Here is a 20,057-nt window from a genome sequence, read left to right as displayed (position 1 = left end):
GGCGCAGTTACGCCTTGCCCTTGAGATGTTTGGCCAGCGCACCCGCGTTTTTCTTGCGGCGCCCCTTGTAGGGGTTCTTGTCCCCCTGCCCGCGCAGCGTCAGCCGGATCGGGGTTCCGGGCATATCGAAATCCTCGCGCAGACCGTTGACCAGATACCGCGAGTAGCTTTCCGGCATCTTGTCCGGGTGCGAGCACATGACGACAAAGCCCGGCGGGCGCGTCTTTGCCTGGGTCATGTAGCGCAGCTTGATCCTGCGCCCCTGGGGGGCTGGCGGTGGGTGCTGCTCCAACATGGCGGTCAGCCAGCGGTTCAGGGCCGCGGTGGGAACCCGACGGTTCCAGACATCGTGGGCGCGCAGGATCGCATCACGCAGCCGCTCCAACCCCCTGCCCGTCTTTGCCGACACGGTCACCAGAGGTGCGCCGCGCAGTTGGGGAAGCAGGCGTTCGAACGAGGTTTTGAGCTCGCGCAGCTTCTCCTGCTTGTTATCCTCGACATCCCACTTGTTCACCGCGATCACCACGGCACGGCCTTCACGTTCGGCCAGATCGGCAATGCGCAGGTCCTGCTGTTCGAACGGGATCGCTGCATCCAGCAGGACAACCACGACTTCGGCGAACTTGACGGCGCGCAGGCCGTCCGACACCGAGAGTTTCTCGAGCTTTTCCTGTACCTTGGCCTTCTTGCGCATACCGGCGGTGTCAAAGATGCGCATGGGGGTGCCACCCCAATCCAACTTCAGACTGATGGCGTCACGGGTAATGCCGGCCTCGGGACCGGTCAGAAGACGATCTTCGCCCAGGATCTTGTTGATCAGTGTGGACTTGCCCGCATTCGGACGCCCGACAACGGCCACCTGCAACGGCTTGTCCGGCGTAATTGCAGGGGCTTCGCCCTCGGTTTCCCCATCCTCGTCCAGATCGATATCCGTTTGCGGAACGTCCTCTGGCTGTTTTTCCTCCATGGCGTCAGCCAAAGGCATCAACGCCGCGTAAAGGTCGGTCATGCCTTCGCCATGCTCACCCGACAGGCGGATCGGCTCGCCTAGACCCAGGTTGTACGCCTCGAGCACACCGGCATCCGCCGCCGCCCCCTCGGCCTTGTTGGCCGCCAGGATCACATGCTTGGACCGCTTGCGCAGAATCTCGGCAAACATCTCGTCGGTCGGGGTCAGGCCCACACGGGCGTCGATCATGAACAGGCAGACATCGGCCATGTCCACGGCACGCTCGGTCAGGCGCCGCATCCGGCCCTGCAGGCTGTCGTCGGTGGCATCCTCCAGCCCGGCCGTGTCGATCACGGTAAAGCGCAGGTCACCCAGCCGCCCTTCGCCCTCACGCAGATCGCGGGTAACGCCGGGCTGGTCGTCCACCAGCGCAAGGCGCTTGCCCACAAGGCGATTGAACAGGGTGGATTTGCCCACATTGGGGCGCCCCACGATGGCGAGGGTCAAAGACATGATACTCAACTTTCAAGACTCAGACGCGCCCTTTAACGCATCTTGTCGTCAACGGAAAGCGTGCAGTTGCCCTTTGGTCGAAACCACGTAGAGGGTCTGGTTCGCGACGACCGGTGCCGTTGTCGCCCCGCCCGGAACCTCGACCTGATGCACCAGCGTGCCGTCGACTGGGTTGTAGAACCGCAGATAACCGTCGTTCGAGCCGATGACGATACGTCCGCCCGCCATGATGGGGCCGTAATGCGCAAAGATCGGTCCGCGACGGTTGGGCTTGTCCTTGACGAAGCCCGGCAGGTCGATGGCCCAGACCACAGACCCGTCTGACACGTCCAACCGCACCAACTGGCTGCGGTCGCTGATCAGGAAAACGCTGTTGCCGACTGGCCAGACGGTATCGACCGCGCCTTCGAAAGCGGTCCAGATCCGTTCCCCCGAGCTGGCGTCGAAGGCGACCGTGCGTCCCGAGTGGTTGCCGATATAGATCGAGTTTCCGGATACGATCGGGCCGCCCGTCACATCCACGATCTGCGCTGCGGCCCGCCCCCTGCGGCCGCCGGCGACAGACGCGTTCCAGCGACGGATACCGCCTTTGCGGAAAGCGGCCGCCACATCACCGGACCCAAACGCAAAGACTGCGAACTCGTTCGCCAATACTGGTGCCGGAGCGCCCAGAACATTGCCCACGCTGGGCGTGCCCTCGATCTGCCAGGCAATGCGCCCGTCCTTTGCATCAACCGCCCAGCCAGTCTGATCCCCCGCCACAAGGTAAAGCAGGCCGCCAGAAACCAGCGGCGCTCCGCTACCCGTCGCGTTCAGCTTCTTTTGCCAGCGAATTCCGCCGGTGCGCGCATCCAGAGCGGTCAGACGCCCGAAACCGGACGAAACGTACAGCGTGTTGTCTGCATAGGCGATGCCGCCCCCGGTTGCCTGCTCTTCGCCATCCGTGGCGGGGACGAGGTTTGTGCTCCAGACCAGTTGCCCCTGGGGAGAGACAGCGGAAACGGTTGCCGCCGCGTCCAGGGTGTAGATCAGGCCACCTGCGACGACCGGATCAGCGGTGATCCTTTGTTTGCGCCCGTCGCCGGCCCCGATCGAGGTTGACCAGATGCGCTGCGGCGCGGGGCTGAGCGCCGCGTTGGTGGTACGGAAAGCCGCGGTTCCCGGGCTCTGCGCCCATTCGGCGTTGCGCTTTGCGGCCGGCAGGCTGATCGGTTTGGCACCGGTCGTCTGAACGGTTTCCAGATCCTGGGCCGGGCGGATGTCTTCACGCTCGCCCGGCAGGATCACTTCGGGTTCCTCGCAGGCGCTCAGCGCCGTCAGCGCCAGGGCTGCGACCGGCAAACCAAATCGGGAAAATAGTCTTTTTGCCATGAAACTCCGAACTCGCCTGTCTTGGTTCACTGAAATGGGCCGCGTATCAACCCTGCTGTGCGGTGATCGGTTCGGGCGTTCCGCCCAGCGCGACGATCAATTGGGTTGCACGCTGCTGGATGTCGGCACTGACCTCTGCATCCTGACGGATGGACTGCAGACGTTCCAGCGCGGCCTGAGTGTCACCATCGGTGAGGTCGATCAGGGCCAGTTGTTCTTCTGCCAGTAGACGCAGCGGCGCGCCCGGAGCGGCCAGTGCCTCGAACTGTTGCCGGCGCTCGGCGGCGGGCATGGTTTCGGACTGCAACAATAGGGCCTTGAAGGCAGCGATCGAGCGGTAGATTTCCGGAAGATCACCCTGAACCGCAATCGCGTTCAGCTGTTCAACGGCCTGTTCGACCGATCCCGACTCGGACAATGCGCCCGAGAGGAGAAAGCCCAAAACAGCCTGTTCGCCGGCCGAATTGGCCGTGACCTGCGCCAACGCATCCGCACGTTCGGCAGCGTCGTTAAGCTGCATCGCGGCCAGAATATCGTCGCCCAGCTTCTGGGCCTGACTGGCATCGCGCGCCTTGCGGTATTCATTGAAAGCGGCGCCGCCCACGATCAGAACAACGGCCAGAACACCGACCCAGCCCCATCGACGCAGCTGCAGGTAGAGCCGGTCGCGGCGCACCTCTTCGGTGACCTCATCAATGAAACTGTCGACGTCGCTCATTCCTGCCCCCGGGCGTTGCATTCAGCTTTCTGGCGCCATGTCATACCCCGGCACCATCAGCAAGCCAAGTACCCGAAATGCACAATTGCTCAGCGTCAGGGCGCTCTTGCGAAAAAAAACAAACCGAACTATTCAGTTCAGTATGGACTTCGCGCACGCACGCCCCCATGTCATTGCGTGCTCATCGGCATTTGTGCGGACATAATATTTTAAGGAGAATGACGGCATGCGATTGATATCCCTCGTCAACGCCGCATTGGTCATCGTTGCATTGTATTTCGTGGTTTTCGAGCGCGATGCCCTGTTTGCATTTGCCGGTCGCGAAGATGCTGCGAGCCAGTCTGACGCTGGCGCTGAAGCAAACGACGCCTCGGCCGTGCAGGCCGTTGGGGTTGTTGCGTTGCGCTCCACTGCGCGCGAAATCGACAGCGCGGTTTTGCTGCGCGGTGAAACCAAAGCAATCCGTCAGGTCGAAGTTCTGGCGGAAACGACGTCAACCGTCATTTCGGAACCCAAGCGTAAGGGCACCTTCGTCGAGGCCGGCGATCTGCTGTGCGAATTGGATCCCGGCTCACGCCCGGCACAGCTTGCCCAAGCCAAGGCGGCCAAGCTGGAGGCGGAAAGCCGTGTGCCCGAAGCCGAAGCACGGCTGGAGGAAGCGCATGCGCGCGTTGCCGAGGCCGAAATAAACCTGATTGCAGCCCGCAAACTGTCGGAAACTGGCTTCGGCTCCGAAACCCGGCGGATCGCGGCCGAGGCCGAGATGAGTACCGCAAAGGCCGGTATCAAGGCGGCCGAGGCCGAGTTGAAGGCTACGGAGGCGGGCATCGAGGCGGCGGAGGCGGCGGTTGCGGCTGCCGAACTGGAATTGGACCGCATCACCATCGAGGCCCCGTTTCAGGGCCTTCTGGAAAGCGATGCCGCCGAATTGGGCAGTCTGATGCAGCCCGGATCGTTGTGCGCGACCGTGATCCAGCTTGATCCGATCAAGCTGGTTGGCTTTGTTCCCGAAACCGAAGTGAACCGTGTCACCGTCGGCGCTCCGGCGCAGGCACAATTGGTGACCGGATTGCAGGTCGAGGGCCGTGTGACCTTCCTCAGCCGTTCGGCGGACGACACAACCCGCACATTCGAGGTGGAAGTTACCATCCCGAACCCCGAGCTTCTGATCCGGGACGGGCAGACCGCAAGCATCCGCATCGCGGCCGAAGGCGCCAAGGCTCACCTGCTGCCGCAATCGGCGTTGACGCTGAACAACGAAGGCCAGCTAGGCGTTCGGACGGTCGGAGCCGGTAATATCGTCGATTTCGTACCCATCCGCCTGTTGCGCGATACGGCCGACGGTGTTTGGGTCGGCGGTCTTGCGGAAACCGTAGACATTATCGTGGTCGGACAAGAGTTCGTGACTGCGGGTGTGGTCGTAGCGCCCACCTATAAGGACGTTTCCCAATGACGGGCATAGTCAGCTGGGCCGCCGACAGGGCCCGAATGGTTCTGGCATTCATTGCCATCTCGCTGATCATCGGCGGGTTTGCCTATGTCAGCCTGCCCAAAGAAGGTGAACCGGACATCGAGATTCCGGCCCTGTTCGTGTCGGTTCAGTTTCCGGGCATTTCGGCCGAAGACAGTGAAAACCTGCTGATCAAGCCGATGGAAACCGAGCTTGCGGATCTGGACGGCCTGAAGGAGATGACCGCCACCGCCGCCGAGGGCTATGCGGGGATCGCACTGGAGTTCGACTTTGGCTGGGACAAGACAGCCATTACCGCTGACGTGCGCGACGCGATGAACAGCGCGCAGGCCGACTTCCCCGAAGGCGCCGAGCAATACACGCTGACCGAGATCAACTTCTCGGAATTCCCGATCGTCATCGTGAACCTGTCGGGTGCCGTGCCCGAACGCACGATGGCGCGGGTCGCCAAGGACCTTCAGGACGAGCTCGAGGCGCTGGATTCGGTCCTTGAGGCCGGGATCGCCGGCAACCGCGATGAAATGCTGGAAGTGGTCATCGATCCGCTGCGGCTTGAGGCGTACAACGTCACCGCGGCCGAGCTGATCAACGTCGTGCAGAACAACAACCAGCTGATCGCCGCTGGTGAGGTCGAAACCGAACAGGGTGCGTTTTCGGTCAAGATTCCTTCGTCCTTCAAGACCGCACAGGATGTCTATGGACTGCCGATCAAGGTCAATGGCGACCGGGTCGTGACCTTGGGCGAACTGGCCGAGATCAACTATACCTTCGAAGACCGCGAAGGGACCGCCCGCTTCAACGGCGAACCGACCGTGGCGCTGCAGGTCGTCAAACGCAAGGGTTTCAACCTGATCGACACCGTGGCCCAGGTGAAAGAGACCGTCGCCAAGGCCGAGACCAAGTGGCCGGCCGAGCTGCAGGCTGCCGTGAATGTCGGCACTTCTAATGACCAGAGCCGCATCGTCGGCTCGATGGTCAGCCAGCTGGAAGGTTCGGTTCTGACGGCCATCGCGCTTGTGATGATCGTGGTACTGGCTTCGCTGGGTACCCGCGCGGCGCTGCTGGTGGGATTCGCGATTCCGACCTCGTTCCTGTTGTGCTTCGCGTTCCTGGCCATCATGGGCGTCAGCATCTCGAACATCGTCATGTTCGGCCTGATCCTGGCTGTGGGGATGCTGGTCGATGGCGCGATCGTGGTCGTGGAGTATGCCGACAAACGCATCAAGGAAGGCGTCGGCCCGATGCACGCCTATGTCGAGGCAGCCCAGCGGATGTTCTGGCCCATCGTCTCGTCAACCGCCACGACGCTGTGCGCATTTCTTCCCATGCTGTTCTGGCCGGGCATTCCGGGCGAATTCATGGGTATGCTGCCGGTCACGCTGATCTTCGTTCTGTCGGCCTCGCTGATCGTGGCGCTGATCTACCTGCCGGTGATGGGCGGTGTCTCGGGCCGGTTGAGCCGCGTGTTCGACCGCAGCTCGGATTGGTTGCGCGCGCGGACGCCCTGGTGGGTGCGTGCCATCATGGTTCCACCCTCGGTCTACATGATCTTCCTGGGCGCAATGCAGCTGCTGAACCCCACGTATCTGTTGCCGGAAGGCGCAGGCGGTGGGTTCTTGCTGGGCGCGGTTCTGTTCCTGTTCGGCGCCTTCGCCGGATCGGTCACGCTGAGCGCAGCCCGGATCGAGCGCAAGCCGGACGAACGTGTCCACACAGCCAAGGAGCATACGCCCTTCGGCTATGTCATCAAGTTCCTGGTCGGCAATCCGATCATGCCGATCGTCTCGATCGTGGCGGTAGGCTTTGCGGTGATGACGGTGATGACCATGTACGGTCAGAACAACCGCGGTGTTGAATTCTTCGTCGAAAGCGAGCCGGAACAGGCCACCGCCTATGTCCGTGCGCGGGGCAACCTGTCTCTAGCCGAAAAAGACGCGCTGGTCTTTGAGGCTGAACAGGTGATCAGCCAGCATCCGGCGGTGATCAACGTGTTCTCGTTCGCCGGTGAAGGCGGCCTGAACCAGAACAACGGCGGGGCGCAGGCTCCGGCGGACACGGTGGGCCGCGTGCAGTTCGAGATCATCCCGTGGGAGGATCGCCCGAACGTGTCAGAACCTGTCGCAGGCGGATTGTTCGACAAGCACACCGTCGCGCCCGAGTATGACGGCGACTTCGTGATCGAGCAGTTGAACGCCGAACTGGCCAAGCTGCCGGGTTTCGTTGTCGAGATCCTGCCGTTGGAACAGGGTCCGGCATCGGCCAAGCCCGTGCACCTGCGGATCAAGGGCGACAACTGGGACGACCTGACCGGCGCCACGCTGACCGCGCGCGAAGTGTTCGAAAACACCCCAGGCCTGATCAAGATCGAGGACACCCTGCCCTTGCCCGGCATCGATTGGCAGATCGACGTCGACGTGGCCAAGGCCGGCCGGTTCGGGGCCGACGTGGCAACCGTGGGCGCGATGGTGCAGTTGGTGACCCGTGGCATCCTGCTGGGCGAAATGCGCCCCGAAAGCGTGGATGAAGAGATCGAGATCCGCGTTCGCCTGCCCGATCAGGATCGGGTCCTGTCAACGTTGGATACGCTCAAAGTGCGTACACCGGACGGGCTGGTGCCCTTGTCGAACTTCATCACCCGCAAACCGGTGGCAAAGCTGGCCGAAATCAACCGTGTGGATCAAGAGCGCTATTACGACGTCAAGGCCGATGTGGAACCCAGCCTGAGCAAAGTGGTGATCGCCACCCCGGACGGAGAACAGCGGCTGGCCGTGGTGCGCGAAGTGACCGAAGGCTCGGAACCTGAAGGTGCGACGGTCAACGGTGCCGATGGTACGGCCTATTCTCTGGTTCAGTTGACCGGCGCCGAAACCCTCCAGGAGGTGCAGGCCGCCATTGATGACGGCGACGCCCGCCTGACGCTGATCAACCCGAACGAGCGGATCGCGGTACTGACCGAGTGGCTGGACACTCAGCCCTTTGCTAACACGATCACTTGGGAATGGACCGGAGACCAGGAGGACCAAGCCGAGAGCCAGGCCTTCCTCTCCAGCGCCTTCCTGGCCGCGCTGGGTCTGATGTTCGTGATCCTGCTGGCGCAGTTCAACTCGTTCTACAACTCGGTGCTGGTGCTGCTGGCGGTGGTTCTGTCCACCACTGGCGTGCTGATCGGGATGATGGTGATGCAACAACCCTTCTCGATCATCATGACCGGGACGGGCATCGTTGCGCTGGCGGGGATCGTGGTGAACAACAACATCGTTCTGATCGACACCTACCAGGAATACAGCCGCTACATGCCCCGGATCGACGCCATCGTGCGCACGGCCGAGGCGCGGATTCGTCCGGTTCTGCTGACCACGCTGACCACGATGGCGGGCCTGACGCCGATGATGTTCGGCCTGTCACTGGACTTCATCAACGGCGGCTATTCGATCAATAGCCCCACCGCGCTGTGGTGGAAACAGCTGGCGACGGCGGTGGTGTTCGGCCTGGGCATCGCCACGGTTCTGACCCTGATCGTGACGCCCTCGTTCCTGGCGTTGCGGGTGTGGGTGACCACTTATGCCATATGGCTGGGCAAACTGATGGCGCGGGTCACTGCAGGAAAGTCCAGCCAGATCGCGCAGGACATGGCGATCGGAGACTCGGCCCGCCGGATGCAGGCAACCGTGATCATCTGGACCGAGGTCGAGGCCACCGATGCCGAGGAAAGCCCGGGCGACACACCGGGACATCCGCTGAAAGCGGCAGAGTAACAAAGGAAACGGGCCGGTCCTGCCGGCCCGTTTTTTGTTTGAGACCTTAGCCGCAGAGGTTTCAGGCTGCCTGCGTATCCGATTGCTGGCGGTTCCACAGCTGGGCATAACGCCCTTCACGGCGCAGCAACTCGTCGTGGGTGCCCCGCTCGATGATCTCGCCCTTTTCCAGAACGACGATCTGGTCGGCCTCGGCGATCGTGCTCAGGCGGTGGGCGATGGTGATCACCGTGCGCCCCTCGCCGGCGCGGGCCAGGGCATCCTTGATGTCCTGCTCGGTGTCGGTATCCAACGCGCTGGTGGCCTCGTCCAACAGCAGGATCGGCGGGTTCTTCAACAGCGTCCGCGCGATGCCCACGCGCTGCTTCTCTCCACCTGACAGCTTCAGGCCACGCTCACCCACCTTGGTCTCGTACCCCTCGGGCAGAGAGGTGATGAAGTCGTGGATCTGGGCGGCCTTTGCGGCGGCTTCGATATCGGACTGCGAGGCCCCCTCGCGGCCATAGGCGATGTTGTACCGGATCGTATCGTTGAACAGCACCGTATCCTGCGGCACCACCCCGATGGCGGCGTGCAGGCTTTCCTGCGTCACGTCGCGCACGTCCTGCCCGTCGATCCGCAACGCGCCTTCGGTCACGTCGTAGAACCGGAACAGCAACCGACCGATGGTGGATTTGCCCGAGCCGGTCGCGCCCACGATGGCCACGGTCTGCCCCCCCGGCACCACCAGAGAGACACCGCGCAGGATCTCGCGGTCCGGGTCATAGCCGAAATGCACATCGTCCAGTTCGACCCGGCCTTCGGTGATCTGCAGGAGCTTGGCGTCTGGCTTGTCCACCACTTCGGCGGGTTGCTCCAGCAGTTGAAACATCTGGCCCATATCAACCAGAGCCTGTCGGATCTCGCGATAGACGGTGCCCAGAAAGTTCAGCGGCACGGTGATCTGTATCATGTAGGCGTTGACCATCACGAAATCGCCCACCGTCAGCGACCCGTTCTGCACGCCTATCGCGGCCAGAACCATCACCCCGATCAACCCGCAGGTGATCAGGAAGGACTGACCGAAATTCAGGAAGGCCAGCGAATATGCCGTTTTCAATGCGGCCTGCGCATAGGCCTTCATCGACACGTCATATCGTTCAGCTTCGCGCCGCTCGGCATTGAAATACTTGACGGTTTCGAAATTCAGCAGGCTGTCGATGGCGCGCTGGTTTGCCTCGGTGTCCTGGTCATTCATCTCGCGCCGCAGCTTCACCCGCCATTCGGTGACCGTGAAGGTGAACCAGATGTACAGCGCGATGGTGACGGCCACCACGACCAGATACCAGACGTCGAACAGCCACATCAGAACCACCGCAACCAGCAGCAGTTCCAGCATCAACGGGCCGATCGAAAACAGCAGAAAGCGCAGCAGGAACTCCACGCCCTTGACCCCACGCTCGATGATCCGGCTGAGGCCGCCCGTGCGCCGGGTCACATGGTAGCGCATCGACAGATGGTGGATGTGCTGGAAGGTCTCGAGCGCCAGTGCCCGCAGCGCGCGTTGACCCACCGGCGCGAACAGCGCATCGCGCAACTGCTGGAACCCCACGGTCAACATCCGCGCCACGCCATAGGCCACGGTCAGCCCCACGGCGCCCAGCGCCAGCGGCGGCACGCCCTCGCCCGCCAAGGCATCGACCGCGCCCTTGTACAGGATCGGCGTATAGACCGCGATCAGCTTGGCCAGAACCAGCATGGCCATCGCGAAGACCACCCGCCGTTTGACCCACGGCTCATCTTCGGGCCACAGGTACGGAGCCACTTTTCGGATGGTCAGCCAACCCGACTTGCGTTCGTCCATCTGTGGCATGTCTGCGGAATGCATAGGCGCAAGTCTTCTCATGTCTGACCCGGAAAGCTTCGAGGCCGGGCGAAAACCCGGCCCCGCAAGACCTAAGCCTTTATTCCGGGATGGTGAAGACCTGGCCTGGATAAATCAGGTCAGGGTCGCGGATCAGGTCGCGGTTCGCATCGAACAGGCGGACATACAGAACACCGTCGCCAAAACGCTCTCGCGAGATCGCCCACAGGGTATCGCCCTTCTGCACGGTAACAGACCGGATCGGCGTGCTCTGGTCAGCACCCGGCACCGCATCCTGCGCCTCGGCCGCCTGCAAAACTTCAACCGGTTCGCGCTTGAATGGCGTTTCCAGACGGCTCAGCACCGTTCCGTCCGTGTCGACTTCGTCAACGCGTAGAGTATAGACACCGGGATCGACTTCCTGGATTTCCCCGCGCCAATCACCGTCCTGTCCTGGCGTGATGTCGGCCACCAGCTTGTTGTTCAGATAGAGCCGAACCGCAGCACCCTCGGATACGCGGCCGGACAATTGGACATCGCCAGCGTCGGAATAGCCGATCGTATCAAGCGCAACCTGCTCAGGCGACGCGTCTTCGGACGACGGCGACTGGACAAGCTCAACCCCTTCCTCACCGGACCGCAAAACGGCCACCTGCTGGCTTTCGCTGGATTGAGTCTCGGTCGTGGCCTCGGGTGAGGTTGCTTCTTCGTCCTGCGCCCCGGAAACGGTCTCGTCCGCTTGCGCGACCTCGGTGTCCTCTGCGACTGCGGCCGCAGACGGCTGTTCCGCCGTTTCGTCCTGCGCTTCGGTGTCCGTGCTGGCGACTTGCTCGTCCGTAGCGGGTGGCGCAGGCGGCTTGGGCAACGCGGCAATCAGATAGTCATCCGATTGCGCAGACCGGGTACCGTCACCGGCTTCAAGGACCAGACCTCGCGCGGCCTCGCTGAAGGGGATGGTGACGAACTCGGCGAACTGGCCGCTGCCATCGACCGTGAAGCTGTGGATCGGCTCGCCATCCAGCAGGATACGAATTTGACTGCCCGGGTCGCCTTTGCCGGACAGCAGCGCATTGCCGTCGGGCTCCACGAATATCTGGTCGAGCGTCGGAGCAATTGCGGCCGCGGTAGCCTCGGGTGCGGGAGCCGCCTCCGCCGGCTGTTCTTCAACCGTCGCGTCCTGCGCAGTCTGCTCGTCGGTCGCAGTTGTCTCTTCGGCTTCCGGCGCGGTTGCTTCTTCGGTCTCGGTCGAAATATGAACCTCATCCGCGTTGTCAGGTTCCGCAATGACCTGCGAGTCCCCAGCATCGGGGTTTGGTGCCGGTGCGGCGGCTGGCTCAGTCGTCTCTTCGCTGGCGCTTTCGGCGACGACCTCTTTCGTAGTGGACTGTTCAGATTGCGGCGCAGGACCAAAGACACCCGAAAGATACAAGCCCCCGGCGCCAATCACAGCCAAGATACCCGCAAGGATACCCCAAACGAATGCACCCGACCTACCGCTTCCCGATTTGGCGTCCATGTTTTTTCCTTTACTCCGCAGCGCAAATGCCTTCACTCAAAAGCTTTCCGCCGAACGGTTGAGCCAATTTATCAATCCCGCTATCACGGGTCAAAACCTCTGACACAACCCCGGAGTCGCTGTTTGATGTCCCAGAAATCGATCTGTGTGTATTGCGGGTCACGCAATGGCGCGAATTCGGCCTACACAAAGGCCGCAGGCACCTTTGGACGGCTGCTGGCCGCCGAAGGCTGGCGGCTGGTCTACGGTGCGGGTGACGTGGGCCTGATGGGCGAAGTCGCCCGGGCCACGCAAGCCGCCGGAGGCGAAACCTTCGGCGTGATACCGGTTCATCTGCTGCGGCGGGAAGTGGGAAAAACAGATCTGACGCGTTTCGTGGTCACCGAAACGATGCACGAACGCAAGAAAGTCATGATCATGAATGCGGATGCCGTGGTCGTGCTGCCCGGCGGACCCGGGTCGTTGGACGAGTTGTTCGAGGCGCTGACCTGGCGCCAGTTGGGCCTGCATGACAAACCCATTCTGGTGATGAATGTGGACGGATACTGGGACGCGCTTCACACTCTTTTGGATCAGGTGATCGACGCAGGTTTTGCGGATGCCTCCTTGGCCAGTTTCATCACATGGGTCGACGACGCCGAGTCCGCGATGGACGAATTGCGCAGGTTATTGAAATAATAGACGTCACGGGCGGCTTCCCCGCCCGTGGGTCCCGAACCAGCAAGATCAGGCGGTCGAGCTGCGCAGCTGGCGTTGCAGCACCTTTTCGACCTTGTGCAGTGGATGATTGGTCAGGGTCTTGTCGACTTCGGCTACGACTTTGGCCAGAACTTCGCTGTGTAGGCGCCGGCGCAGCAGGCCCAGGACCTGTGGGCTGGCGACCAGAACAAGCCGTTTGTACGCGCCCTTCAGCCCTTTTTTGTTGAGCAGGTTGGCCACATCCTGAACAAACAGGGATTTGGCATGGGTGCGCCAGGTGTCTTCTTCCACGGCAGATTTCTGGTTCGGCCCGGTATCATTTCGCCGTCCCGCCCGATCCGAGGGCTTGCCCCGCGCGGCGAGATGATCCTGTTCCTCAACCGCTACGACCACCAGATTGGGATTCTCGGCATCCGTCACGTTTTCAGTGAACAGTGCTTTTTCCCCGTCGGCGATGATGACCCAAGTACCCTGTGCAAGTGCGACCATTGCGATCTCCCGTTGTGGTTTTCGTGGCCGTCCCCCGCCCGGACAAGAATAGCCAAAGTTCGTGCACCCACGGCACAATTCGGCAGCTATTCCCTCATTGTTTTGGTTTTGGCGGTTCTCTCCTCCCGCATATATCAGCTAATCACTCTTTGGCGTCTTGCAACGGCGCATGCGCGCAAAAGTTGACGTTTCGGCAAGTTTGCACCCGAGGCACAGATCAGGCAGAAATTTCGACAAGCGTAATCTCGGGTGTAACACCAAACCGGACCGGAAGGATCGAACACCCGATGCCGCCGGAAATTACAAGATCCTTCCCACCTTCGCGCACCGGGCCGTAGGCATAGCGATTGCCAAACCGCGAGGGCACCACGGGCGACCACCCAAACAGTCTGATTTGCCCACCATGCGTGTGACCGGACAGTGTCAAGGCAACGCGATCTGGCACTTGGGGAAATATGTCCGGTTCATGCGCCATCAGGACGACGGGCGCATCATCTGTAATTTGCCGCAATGTGCCGGACAGATCGTCCAGGCCGCGGTATCGCCCATTGCCCTCCACAATCGCCAGTTGGTCTTCGAGGCCCGCCAGCCAGATTCCCGGGTCATCGAGTTTCTGCGCAGAATTGGATAGGACCGGGATGCCACTCGCGGCCAACGCATCGGCATATAAGTTGGGCCCACCGCCCCGGCGTTGAGCGGCCGTATCATCCCACCAGTCATGGTTTCCCAGCACCGCGAAAACCCCATGGCGCGCGGTTAGTCCGGCAAGAACCGGGGTGATGTCCGCCATCGCGACAGGTTTCGAAACCATCCTGTGGCTGGCGGTGAAATCCCCCAGCAGCAAGACCAGATCGGCATCCAGCGCATTTGTGCGCCTTACGACCTGCTTGATACGCTTTATGGTAACGAATGGCTCGCCGGCATGAAGGTCGGCGATGGCCGCGATCCGCAGCGGAGGCGCCGTCCAGTCCGCACGCTTAAGCTTCCATTTGCGAACCCGCAGCCGCATAGCCGGTTCGATAAAGAACCCGTACAGCGAAACAACAAGGCCTGCCAGCGTCACCGCCAGCAGGCCCTTGATAAACCCTCGTCGGGTCAAGTCTTACATCCGCGATGCAACGTTTTCCCAGTTCACCAGGTTGTCGAGGAAGTTCGACAGGTAAGCCGGACGCTTGTTGCGGAAATCAATGTAGTAGGAGTGTTCCCATACGTCGCAACCCAGCAGCGCCGTCTGGCCGAAACACAGCGGGTTCACGCCGTTTTCGGTTTTAGTAACCGCCAGCGAGCCGTCGGCATTCTTGACCAACCACGCCCAGCCCGAACCGAACTGACCGGCACCGGCCGCACTGAACTGCGATTTGAATTCCTCGACCGAACCGAAGCTTTCAACCAACGCCTTTTCCAGCTCGCCCGGCATCTTCGACTCGCCCGGACCCATCATTTCCCAAAACTGGTTGTGGTTCCAAAGCTGGCTGATGTTGTTGAAGATACCGTTCTGTGCGACGGCCGACTTGTCATAGGTGCCGACGATGATCTCTTCCAGCGACTTGCCGTCCCACTCGGTCCCGGCGATCAGCTTGTTGCCGTTGTCGACATAGGCCTTGTGGTGCAGATCATGGTGATATTCCAGCGTTTCCGCCGACATGCCCTTGGCTGCCAGCGCGTCATGTGCATAAGGAAGATCAGGAAGTTCAAAAGCCATCTCGGCCCCCTGTAAATTTGTGTTGCGTTCCCAAGGTTAAATGCTTTGGCAACCGCCGCAGGTCAAGGCCCGAGCGCAGAAAACCCGGAGGTCCGCTATGCTGACGCAGGCGCGCAAGATGTTCTACCGTGCCCGCGGTCATTATGCAGGCAACCTGAATGGCGAGGCGTTCCGGCTGGACCCATACCATTCGAAATTCTGGCGCAAGGCCTCGGCCGGCGACTGGGAGCCCGAGACATTCGCGGTGCTGGACCAGCACCTGTCGCCCGACCGCGACTATCTGGACATCGGCGCGTGGATCGGCCCGACAGTTCTGTATGGCGCGCGCAAAGCCCGGCATGTCTGGTGTTTCGAACCCGACCCCACCGCCTTTCGCCATCTGGCTTGGAACCTCGACCTGAACGACATCCGCAACGTCTCGGCCTTTGGCGTGGCTTTGTCCGACCGGTTTGGCGTGGCCCGCATGGCCTCTGTCCGGGGCGAGCCCGGCGACTCCACCAGTTCTCTGCTGCATGACGGCGCGCATGGAACCAACGCCCTGACCATCGCCTGGGACCAGTTCGCCACAGCGACGGACCTGTCAGGCATTTCGCTGGTCAAGATGGATATCGAAGGAGCGGAGTTTGCGGTTCTGCCGACGCTCGCCGACTGGCTGCAGGATCAGAAGCCAGCCCTGTATCTGTCTCTGCACGCGCCCCTGCTGGACGAAAACAACCGCGCCGAACGGGTCGAAGCCCTGCTTGCGACGTTGTCTTTATACTCGAACATGCACGATGAAACCGGGCGCCCAATCTCAGCCCAGGACTTGCTGGGCCCGAGCGCTTTGACCCAGTACCGCAGCGTCCTGTTCACGTAATAGAGTTCCGTCACGGAAACTCTACTCAAACGAGAATTTGCCCTTGTACACCCAGCGACGCGGTGTTCATTTTCCTGTATTGACCACTGAAGTCACAGGAAAATTGACTCGCGACTTATTCTATTCCTCGCCGCGGCCCTGACGGCACAGGCGGCTGCCGCATCCCCCATGGCTTACAAGTGCACGATCACAAAGAGGGATAGCCACGGCTAGATCGCGCCCGAATATGCCTTTCAAATCGACCCCGAGGCCGGCACGGCCCAAGCCGCCAGCAACTACCATGACTGGACCAACGCGCAGCTTCGGGATCGTGGGGCCAAGAGCTGTCGGATGATCTGGAACGTGACGCTCAAAAGTACCGAAGGTCAGGCCATTCGCATGCGCTATCAGGCGAATCTTGCAACAGACGGTGGGCTGAAGGTGAGCGGCAGTTTCGTGAATGTCGGGGCATCGAACAAACCCTACGGAACCGGCAGATGCGAGGTCGTCAAATAATGAAAAGCCCCGGTGATGTCCGGGGCTTTTTCTGTCTGCCAAGGTGGGGTCGGGTTCAGTAGTATCCGACCTCGCTGCCGGGCTGCGCCGCAACCTTCAGCAGCTTGAAAACGTAATCCGCAACTGATCGGAAGCACACCACGCGAAAGGATTCCTCGTCGTCCATCCAGAACGCCCCCGCAACCTGCGCCAGGCGCGTGCGCCGGATCTGACCGGGCTGGAAGACATCGGACGAGAAATCGACGGGCGCAACCTTGCCCAGCACCTCACGCGCGGTCGGTCCCGAGACCCGGAACACCGCCCGCGCGTCCGAGACATTGACCGCCAATGCATGCACGCCGCTCAGCGCGCCCTGCATGGCGGCCAGTTTGGCCTCGACCTCGGCGTAGGGAACAAGCACCAGCAGCTCGTCCGGCGACATCCAGCAGACGCCGGTTTCGCCATCGACGAAAGCCTCGCGCTGGCCGGGCATCTTCTGGCCGGTGGCATCCTTGACCGCTTTGGTCACCAGCTTGTCGGACAGATCGCCGCGCAGGGTGATCATCCCCTGCAGGCCGCATTCCTCAATCCGGGCGATGCCGTCAAAGCTTGCGTGGTTCAGTGCGCTGATGGGTTCAGACATTCTGCTTCTCCCCGTCCTTGTCGTAGAACACCGGGTCCACGATTTTGGCCTTGTAGTTTTTGTCGTCGGTGCCCGGGAATTCGATCACTTCTCCCATGCGGTTCGGCCCATTCTTGACCAGCCCCATGGCGATGCCCCGGCCCAGGTTGGCCGAGTAATAGGTCGAGGTGACGCGCCCGATCACGTTGCGCTGGCCGTTGGCATTCACGCCTTCGCCCACCGCATAGGCACCGTCGGGCAGAACCGATCCATCCACAGTTTCCAGACCCACCAGTTTCCAGCGGTCCGGGTCGGTCATGTGAGTGCGTTCCTGCGCGCGCTTGCCCAGGAAATCCTCTTTCTTCTTCGAGATCGCCCAGTGCAGCCCCAGGTCCTGCGGGATCACGGTGCCGTCGGTCTCGTCCCCGATCATGATGAAGCCCTTCTCGGCCCGCAGAATGTGCAGACATTCCGTGCCATAGGGCATCACGCCAAACTCATTCCCGGCCTCCATCAGGGCATCCCAGAAGGCCTGGCCCTGGCTGGCGGGCACCGCGATTTCATAGGACAGTTCGCCCGAGAACGAGATGCGGTAGGCCCGGCAATCAAAGCCGCCGATCTGGCCGTCGCGCCACTCCATGAAGGGCAGCGCCTCGCGGCGGACATCCATGCCGCCGAGCTTCTCCAGCACCTTGCGGGCGTTGGGGCCCACAACGGCGACCTGGGCGTATTGCTCGGTCACGTTGGCGACATAGACCTTCCAGTCCCACCACTCGGTCTGCAACCACTCCTCCATATGGGCATGGATGCGCTCAGCCCCGCCGGTGGTGGTGTGGCACAGCCAGGTGTCCTCGTCGATGCGGGCGACGACGCCGTCGTCGATCAGGAAGCCGTTTTCCGAGCACATCAGGCCATAGCGGCATTTGCCGACCTTCAGCGTGGACATCATGTTGGTGTACATCATGTCCAGAAACTTGCCCGCGTCCGGGCCCTTGACGATCAGCTTGCCCAGGGTCGAGGCATCCAGCAGCCCGAGGTTTTCACGGGTGTTCCGGACCTCGCGGTTCACCGCGTCATGCACGGTTTCCCCGGCTCGGACATAGGCGTAAGGACGACGCCAGTGGCCCACCGGCTCCCAATCCGCGCCATTCCGGTCATGCCAGTCATGCATCGGCGTGCGGCGGATCGGCTGGAACACCTCGCCGCGCGCCTCGCCCGCGATGGCTCCCATCGAGATGGGTGTGTAGGGCGGGCGGAACGTGGTGGTGCCGACCTTGGGAATCTCCGACTCCAGAGCATCAGCAAGGATCGCCAGGCCGTTGATATTGCTCAGCTTACCCTGATCCGTCGCCATGCCTAGCGTGGTATAACGCTTGGTGTGCTCGACGCTTTCATAGCCCTCGCGCGCGGCCAGTTGCACATCCGAGACCTTCACATCGTTCTGGAAGTCCAGCCACGACTTCATGCGCAGCTGAACGTCGGCCTTGGCGGGCATCAGCCAAACGGCCTGCACGGGCGCTTCGGTCTCGGCCTCGCCCTGCGGTGCCTTGGTGTTCTTCGGCTTGAACCCGGCTGCCTTGGCCGCGGACTTGCCCGCGGCGTGGGCATCCGCCAGAACCTCGCCCAGCGCCATCGGCCCGCTTGCCGAGCCTGCGGCCACAACAAAGCCTGCGCCATCCGCGCCCAGCGGCGGACGGTCGGGGTCGGGGCGGAAATGGGCGTTGGCTTCGTCCCAGATCAGCTTGCCGCCGCAATGTGACCACAGGTGCACCACCGGAGACCAGCCGCCCGACATGGCAACCGCATCGCATTCGACCTCTTCCCGAGCGCCGCCGATGCCTTCCTGATTGCAGATCGCGACCTTCTTGACCCGCTTGCCGCCCTTGACATTGGCGATCGCCTTGCCGGGATCGACCCGGATGCCGAGGCTGCGCGCCTCGTCCGCCAGCGGCCCGGCCGAGGGACGGGCATCGACGACGCGCAGCACATCCACGCCCGCCTGTTTCAGGATGATCGCGGTGCGGTAGGCGTCGTCATTGTTGGTGGCGACGATCACGCGCTCGCCCGGGGTCACGCCCCAATTGACCACATAGTCGCGCATGGCCGAGGCCAGCATCACCCCCGGCACGTCATTGCCGGCAAAGGACAACGGGCGCTCGATTGCGCCGGTGGCCGTGACGACCTGCTTGGCTCGGATGCGCCACAGGCGGTGGCGCGGACCCTGGGTGCCCGGTTTGTGGTCGGTCAGACGCTCGTATCCCAGCACGTAACCGTGGTCATAGACCCCGGCCCCCATGCAGCGCGACCGAAGGGTGACATTGTCCATTGTTTCGAGTTCGGAAACCAATTGTTCCACGAACTTATCCACAGGCTCGTCGTTGACGGTGCCGCCATCGACAGGCGCGCGGCCACCCCAATGGGCGGTCTGTTCGATCAACATGACCTTGGCACCCGATTGCGCCGCGGTCTTGGCCGCCTGCAGGCCCGCAACACCGCCGCCGATCACCAGAACGTCGGTGAAGCCATAGAAATGTTCATACGTGTCCGCGTCGCGGCTGTCCTTGTCAGGCGCCTTGCCCAAACCGGCCGACTGGCGGATGAACGGCTCGTACACATGTTTCCAGAACGGTTTGGGGTGGATGAACGTCTTGTAGTAGAACCCCGCCGGCAGGAACCGTGCCAGCGCCGTGTTCACCGCGCCGATGTCATACTCCAGACTGGGCCAGTGGTTTTGCGAGATCGCGGTCAGGCCGTTGAACAGCTCGGTCGTGGTGGCGCGCTGGTTCGGCTCGAACCGGTTGCCCTGCCCTAGACCGACCAGAGCGTTGGGCTCCTCGGCACCGCTGGCGACGACGCCGCGCGGACGGTGGTATTTGAAGGACCGGCCGACCATCATCTGGTCGTTAGCCAGCAGGGCTGAGGCCAGCGTGTCGCCCTGATAGCCCTGCATAGAGGTACCGTTGAATGAAAACGTGACCGGTTTCGACCTGTCGATCAGGCGACCTTGATTTGCGAGACGGGTGCTCATTTTGCGGACCTTTCGCAAGTGGAGGCGTCAGGGCCTCCGGCAGATGTGTTC

General features: G+C 62.0%; 15 protein-coding genes. 5 read left to right on the top strand and 10 right to left on the bottom strand.

Annotated features, from left to right (window positions below; translation table 11 throughout):
* Positions 1 to 7: 7 nt before the first annotated feature.
* From der to ACR3EL_RS06005, 3 genes are read right to left on the bottom strand one after another with little or no spacing between them, the layout of a single operon-like run.
* Positions 8 to 1,462, bottom strand: a complete 1,455-nt coding sequence (gene der / locus ACR3EL_RS06015) for a ribosome biogenesis GTPase Der (RefSeq protein ID WP_170338000.1) — start codon at positions 1,460 to 1,462, stop codon at positions 8 to 10.
* A gap of 48 nt (positions 1,463 to 1,510) precedes the next feature.
* Positions 1,511 to 2,833: a PQQ-like beta-propeller repeat protein gene (locus ACR3EL_RS06010; RefSeq protein WP_170337998.1), complete on the bottom strand. Its 1,323-nt coding sequence runs from the start codon at positions 2,831 to 2,833 to the stop codon at positions 1,511 to 1,513.
* Positions 2,834 to 2,879: 46 nt separating this feature from the next.
* Positions 2,880 to 3,551 (bottom strand): hypothetical protein, encoded by a 672-nt coding sequence (locus tag ACR3EL_RS06005; protein ID WP_170368667.1) that lies wholly within the window; start codon positions 3,549 to 3,551, stop codon positions 2,880 to 2,882.
* A 226-nt stretch (positions 3,552 to 3,777) separates the two neighbouring features.
* On the opposite strand from ACR3EL_RS06005, the gene ACR3EL_RS06000 reads away from it, so the two are divergent.
* Both ACR3EL_RS06000 and ACR3EL_RS05995 read left to right on the top strand, forming a co-directional pair.
* On the top strand, positions 3,778 to 5,004 hold the full coding sequence (locus tag ACR3EL_RS06000; RefSeq protein WP_170337994.1) for an efflux RND transporter periplasmic adaptor subunit: 1,227 nt from the start codon (positions 3,778 to 3,780) through the stop codon (positions 5,002 to 5,004).
* A complete protein-coding gene (locus ACR3EL_RS05995) occupies positions 5,001 to 8,777 on the top strand; it encodes an efflux RND transporter permease subunit (RefSeq protein ID WP_170337992.1) in 3,777 nt (1,258 codons plus the stop codon). The genes ACR3EL_RS06000 and ACR3EL_RS05995 overlap by 4 nt, the downstream gene beginning before the upstream one ends.
* A 61-nt stretch (positions 8,778 to 8,838) precedes the next feature.
* Here ACR3EL_RS05995 and ACR3EL_RS05990 read toward each other — a convergent pair whose 3' ends face one another.
* Positions 8,839 to 10,644: an ABCB family ABC transporter ATP-binding protein/permease gene (locus ACR3EL_RS05990; protein ID WP_480720809.1), complete on the bottom strand. Its 1,806-nt coding sequence runs from the start codon at positions 10,642 to 10,644 to the stop codon at positions 8,839 to 8,841.
* A 76-nt stretch (positions 10,645 to 10,720) separates the two neighbouring features.
* Positions 10,721 to 12,136: a LysM peptidoglycan-binding domain-containing protein gene (locus tag ACR3EL_RS05985; RefSeq protein WP_480720807.1), complete on the bottom strand. Its 1,416-nt coding sequence runs from the start codon at positions 12,134 to 12,136 to the stop codon at positions 10,721 to 10,723.
* 126 nt (positions 12,137 to 12,262) lie between these two features.
* Here ACR3EL_RS05985 and ACR3EL_RS05980 point away from each other — a divergent pair, with 126 nt between their 5' ends.
* Entirely contained in the window at positions 12,263 to 12,814 is a 552-nt protein-coding gene (locus ACR3EL_RS05980) for an LOG family protein (RefSeq protein ID WP_170337986.1), read from the top strand.
* 48 nt (positions 12,815 to 12,862) lie between these two features.
* On the opposite strand, the gene ACR3EL_RS05975 is transcribed toward ACR3EL_RS05980, so the two are convergent.
* From ACR3EL_RS05975 to ACR3EL_RS05965, 3 genes are all read right to left on the bottom strand, one after another.
* Positions 12,863 to 13,324: a host attachment family protein gene (locus ACR3EL_RS05975; RefSeq protein WP_170337984.1), complete on the bottom strand. Its 462-nt coding sequence runs from the start codon at positions 13,322 to 13,324 to the stop codon at positions 12,863 to 12,865.
* A 217-nt stretch (positions 13,325 to 13,541) separates the two neighbouring features.
* A complete protein-coding gene (locus ACR3EL_RS05970; protein ID WP_254437749.1) occupies positions 13,542 to 14,423 on the bottom strand; it encodes a metallophosphoesterase in 882 nt (293 codons plus the stop codon).
* A gap of 3 nt (positions 14,424 to 14,426) precedes the next feature.
* Complete coding sequence (locus tag ACR3EL_RS05965; protein WP_093962459.1) at positions 14,427 to 15,026, bottom strand: superoxide dismutase; 600 nt, start codon at positions 15,024 to 15,026, stop codon at positions 14,427 to 14,429.
* Between the two features lie 97 nt (positions 15,027 to 15,123).
* On the opposite strand from ACR3EL_RS05965, the gene ACR3EL_RS05960 reads away from it, so the two are divergent.
* On the top strand, positions 15,124 to 15,882 hold the full coding sequence (locus tag ACR3EL_RS05960; RefSeq protein ID WP_170337982.1) for an FkbM family methyltransferase: 759 nt from the start codon (positions 15,124 to 15,126) through the stop codon (positions 15,880 to 15,882).
* A 330-nt stretch (positions 15,883 to 16,212) separates the two neighbouring features.
* Positions 16,213 to 16,377 (top strand): hypothetical protein, encoded by a 165-nt coding sequence (locus ACR3EL_RS05955; RefSeq protein ID WP_170337980.1) that lies wholly within the window; start codon positions 16,213 to 16,215, stop codon positions 16,375 to 16,377.
* A 55-nt stretch (positions 16,378 to 16,432) separates the two neighbouring features.
* Here the strand turns inward: ACR3EL_RS05955 and ACR3EL_RS05950 are convergent, their stop codons facing one another.
* Entirely contained in the window at positions 16,433 to 16,999 is a 567-nt protein-coding gene (locus tag ACR3EL_RS05950; protein ID WP_170337978.1) for a sarcosine oxidase subunit gamma, read from the bottom strand.
* Positions 16,992 to 20,006 carry a sarcosine oxidase subunit alpha family protein gene (locus tag ACR3EL_RS05945; RefSeq protein WP_170337976.1) on the bottom strand — a complete coding sequence of 1,005 codons (3,015 nt, stop codon included), beginning with the start codon at positions 20,004 to 20,006 and terminating at the stop codon, positions 16,992 to 16,994. The genes ACR3EL_RS05950 and ACR3EL_RS05945 overlap by 8 nt, the downstream gene beginning before the upstream one ends.
* Between the last annotated feature and the right edge of the window lie 51 nt (positions 20,007 to 20,057).

It is taken from the genome of Ruegeria sp. BJ3 (assembly GCF_056535665.1).
Note: the sequence above shows the minus strand (reverse complement) of the source record. Positions and strands in the feature narration are given on the sequence as shown.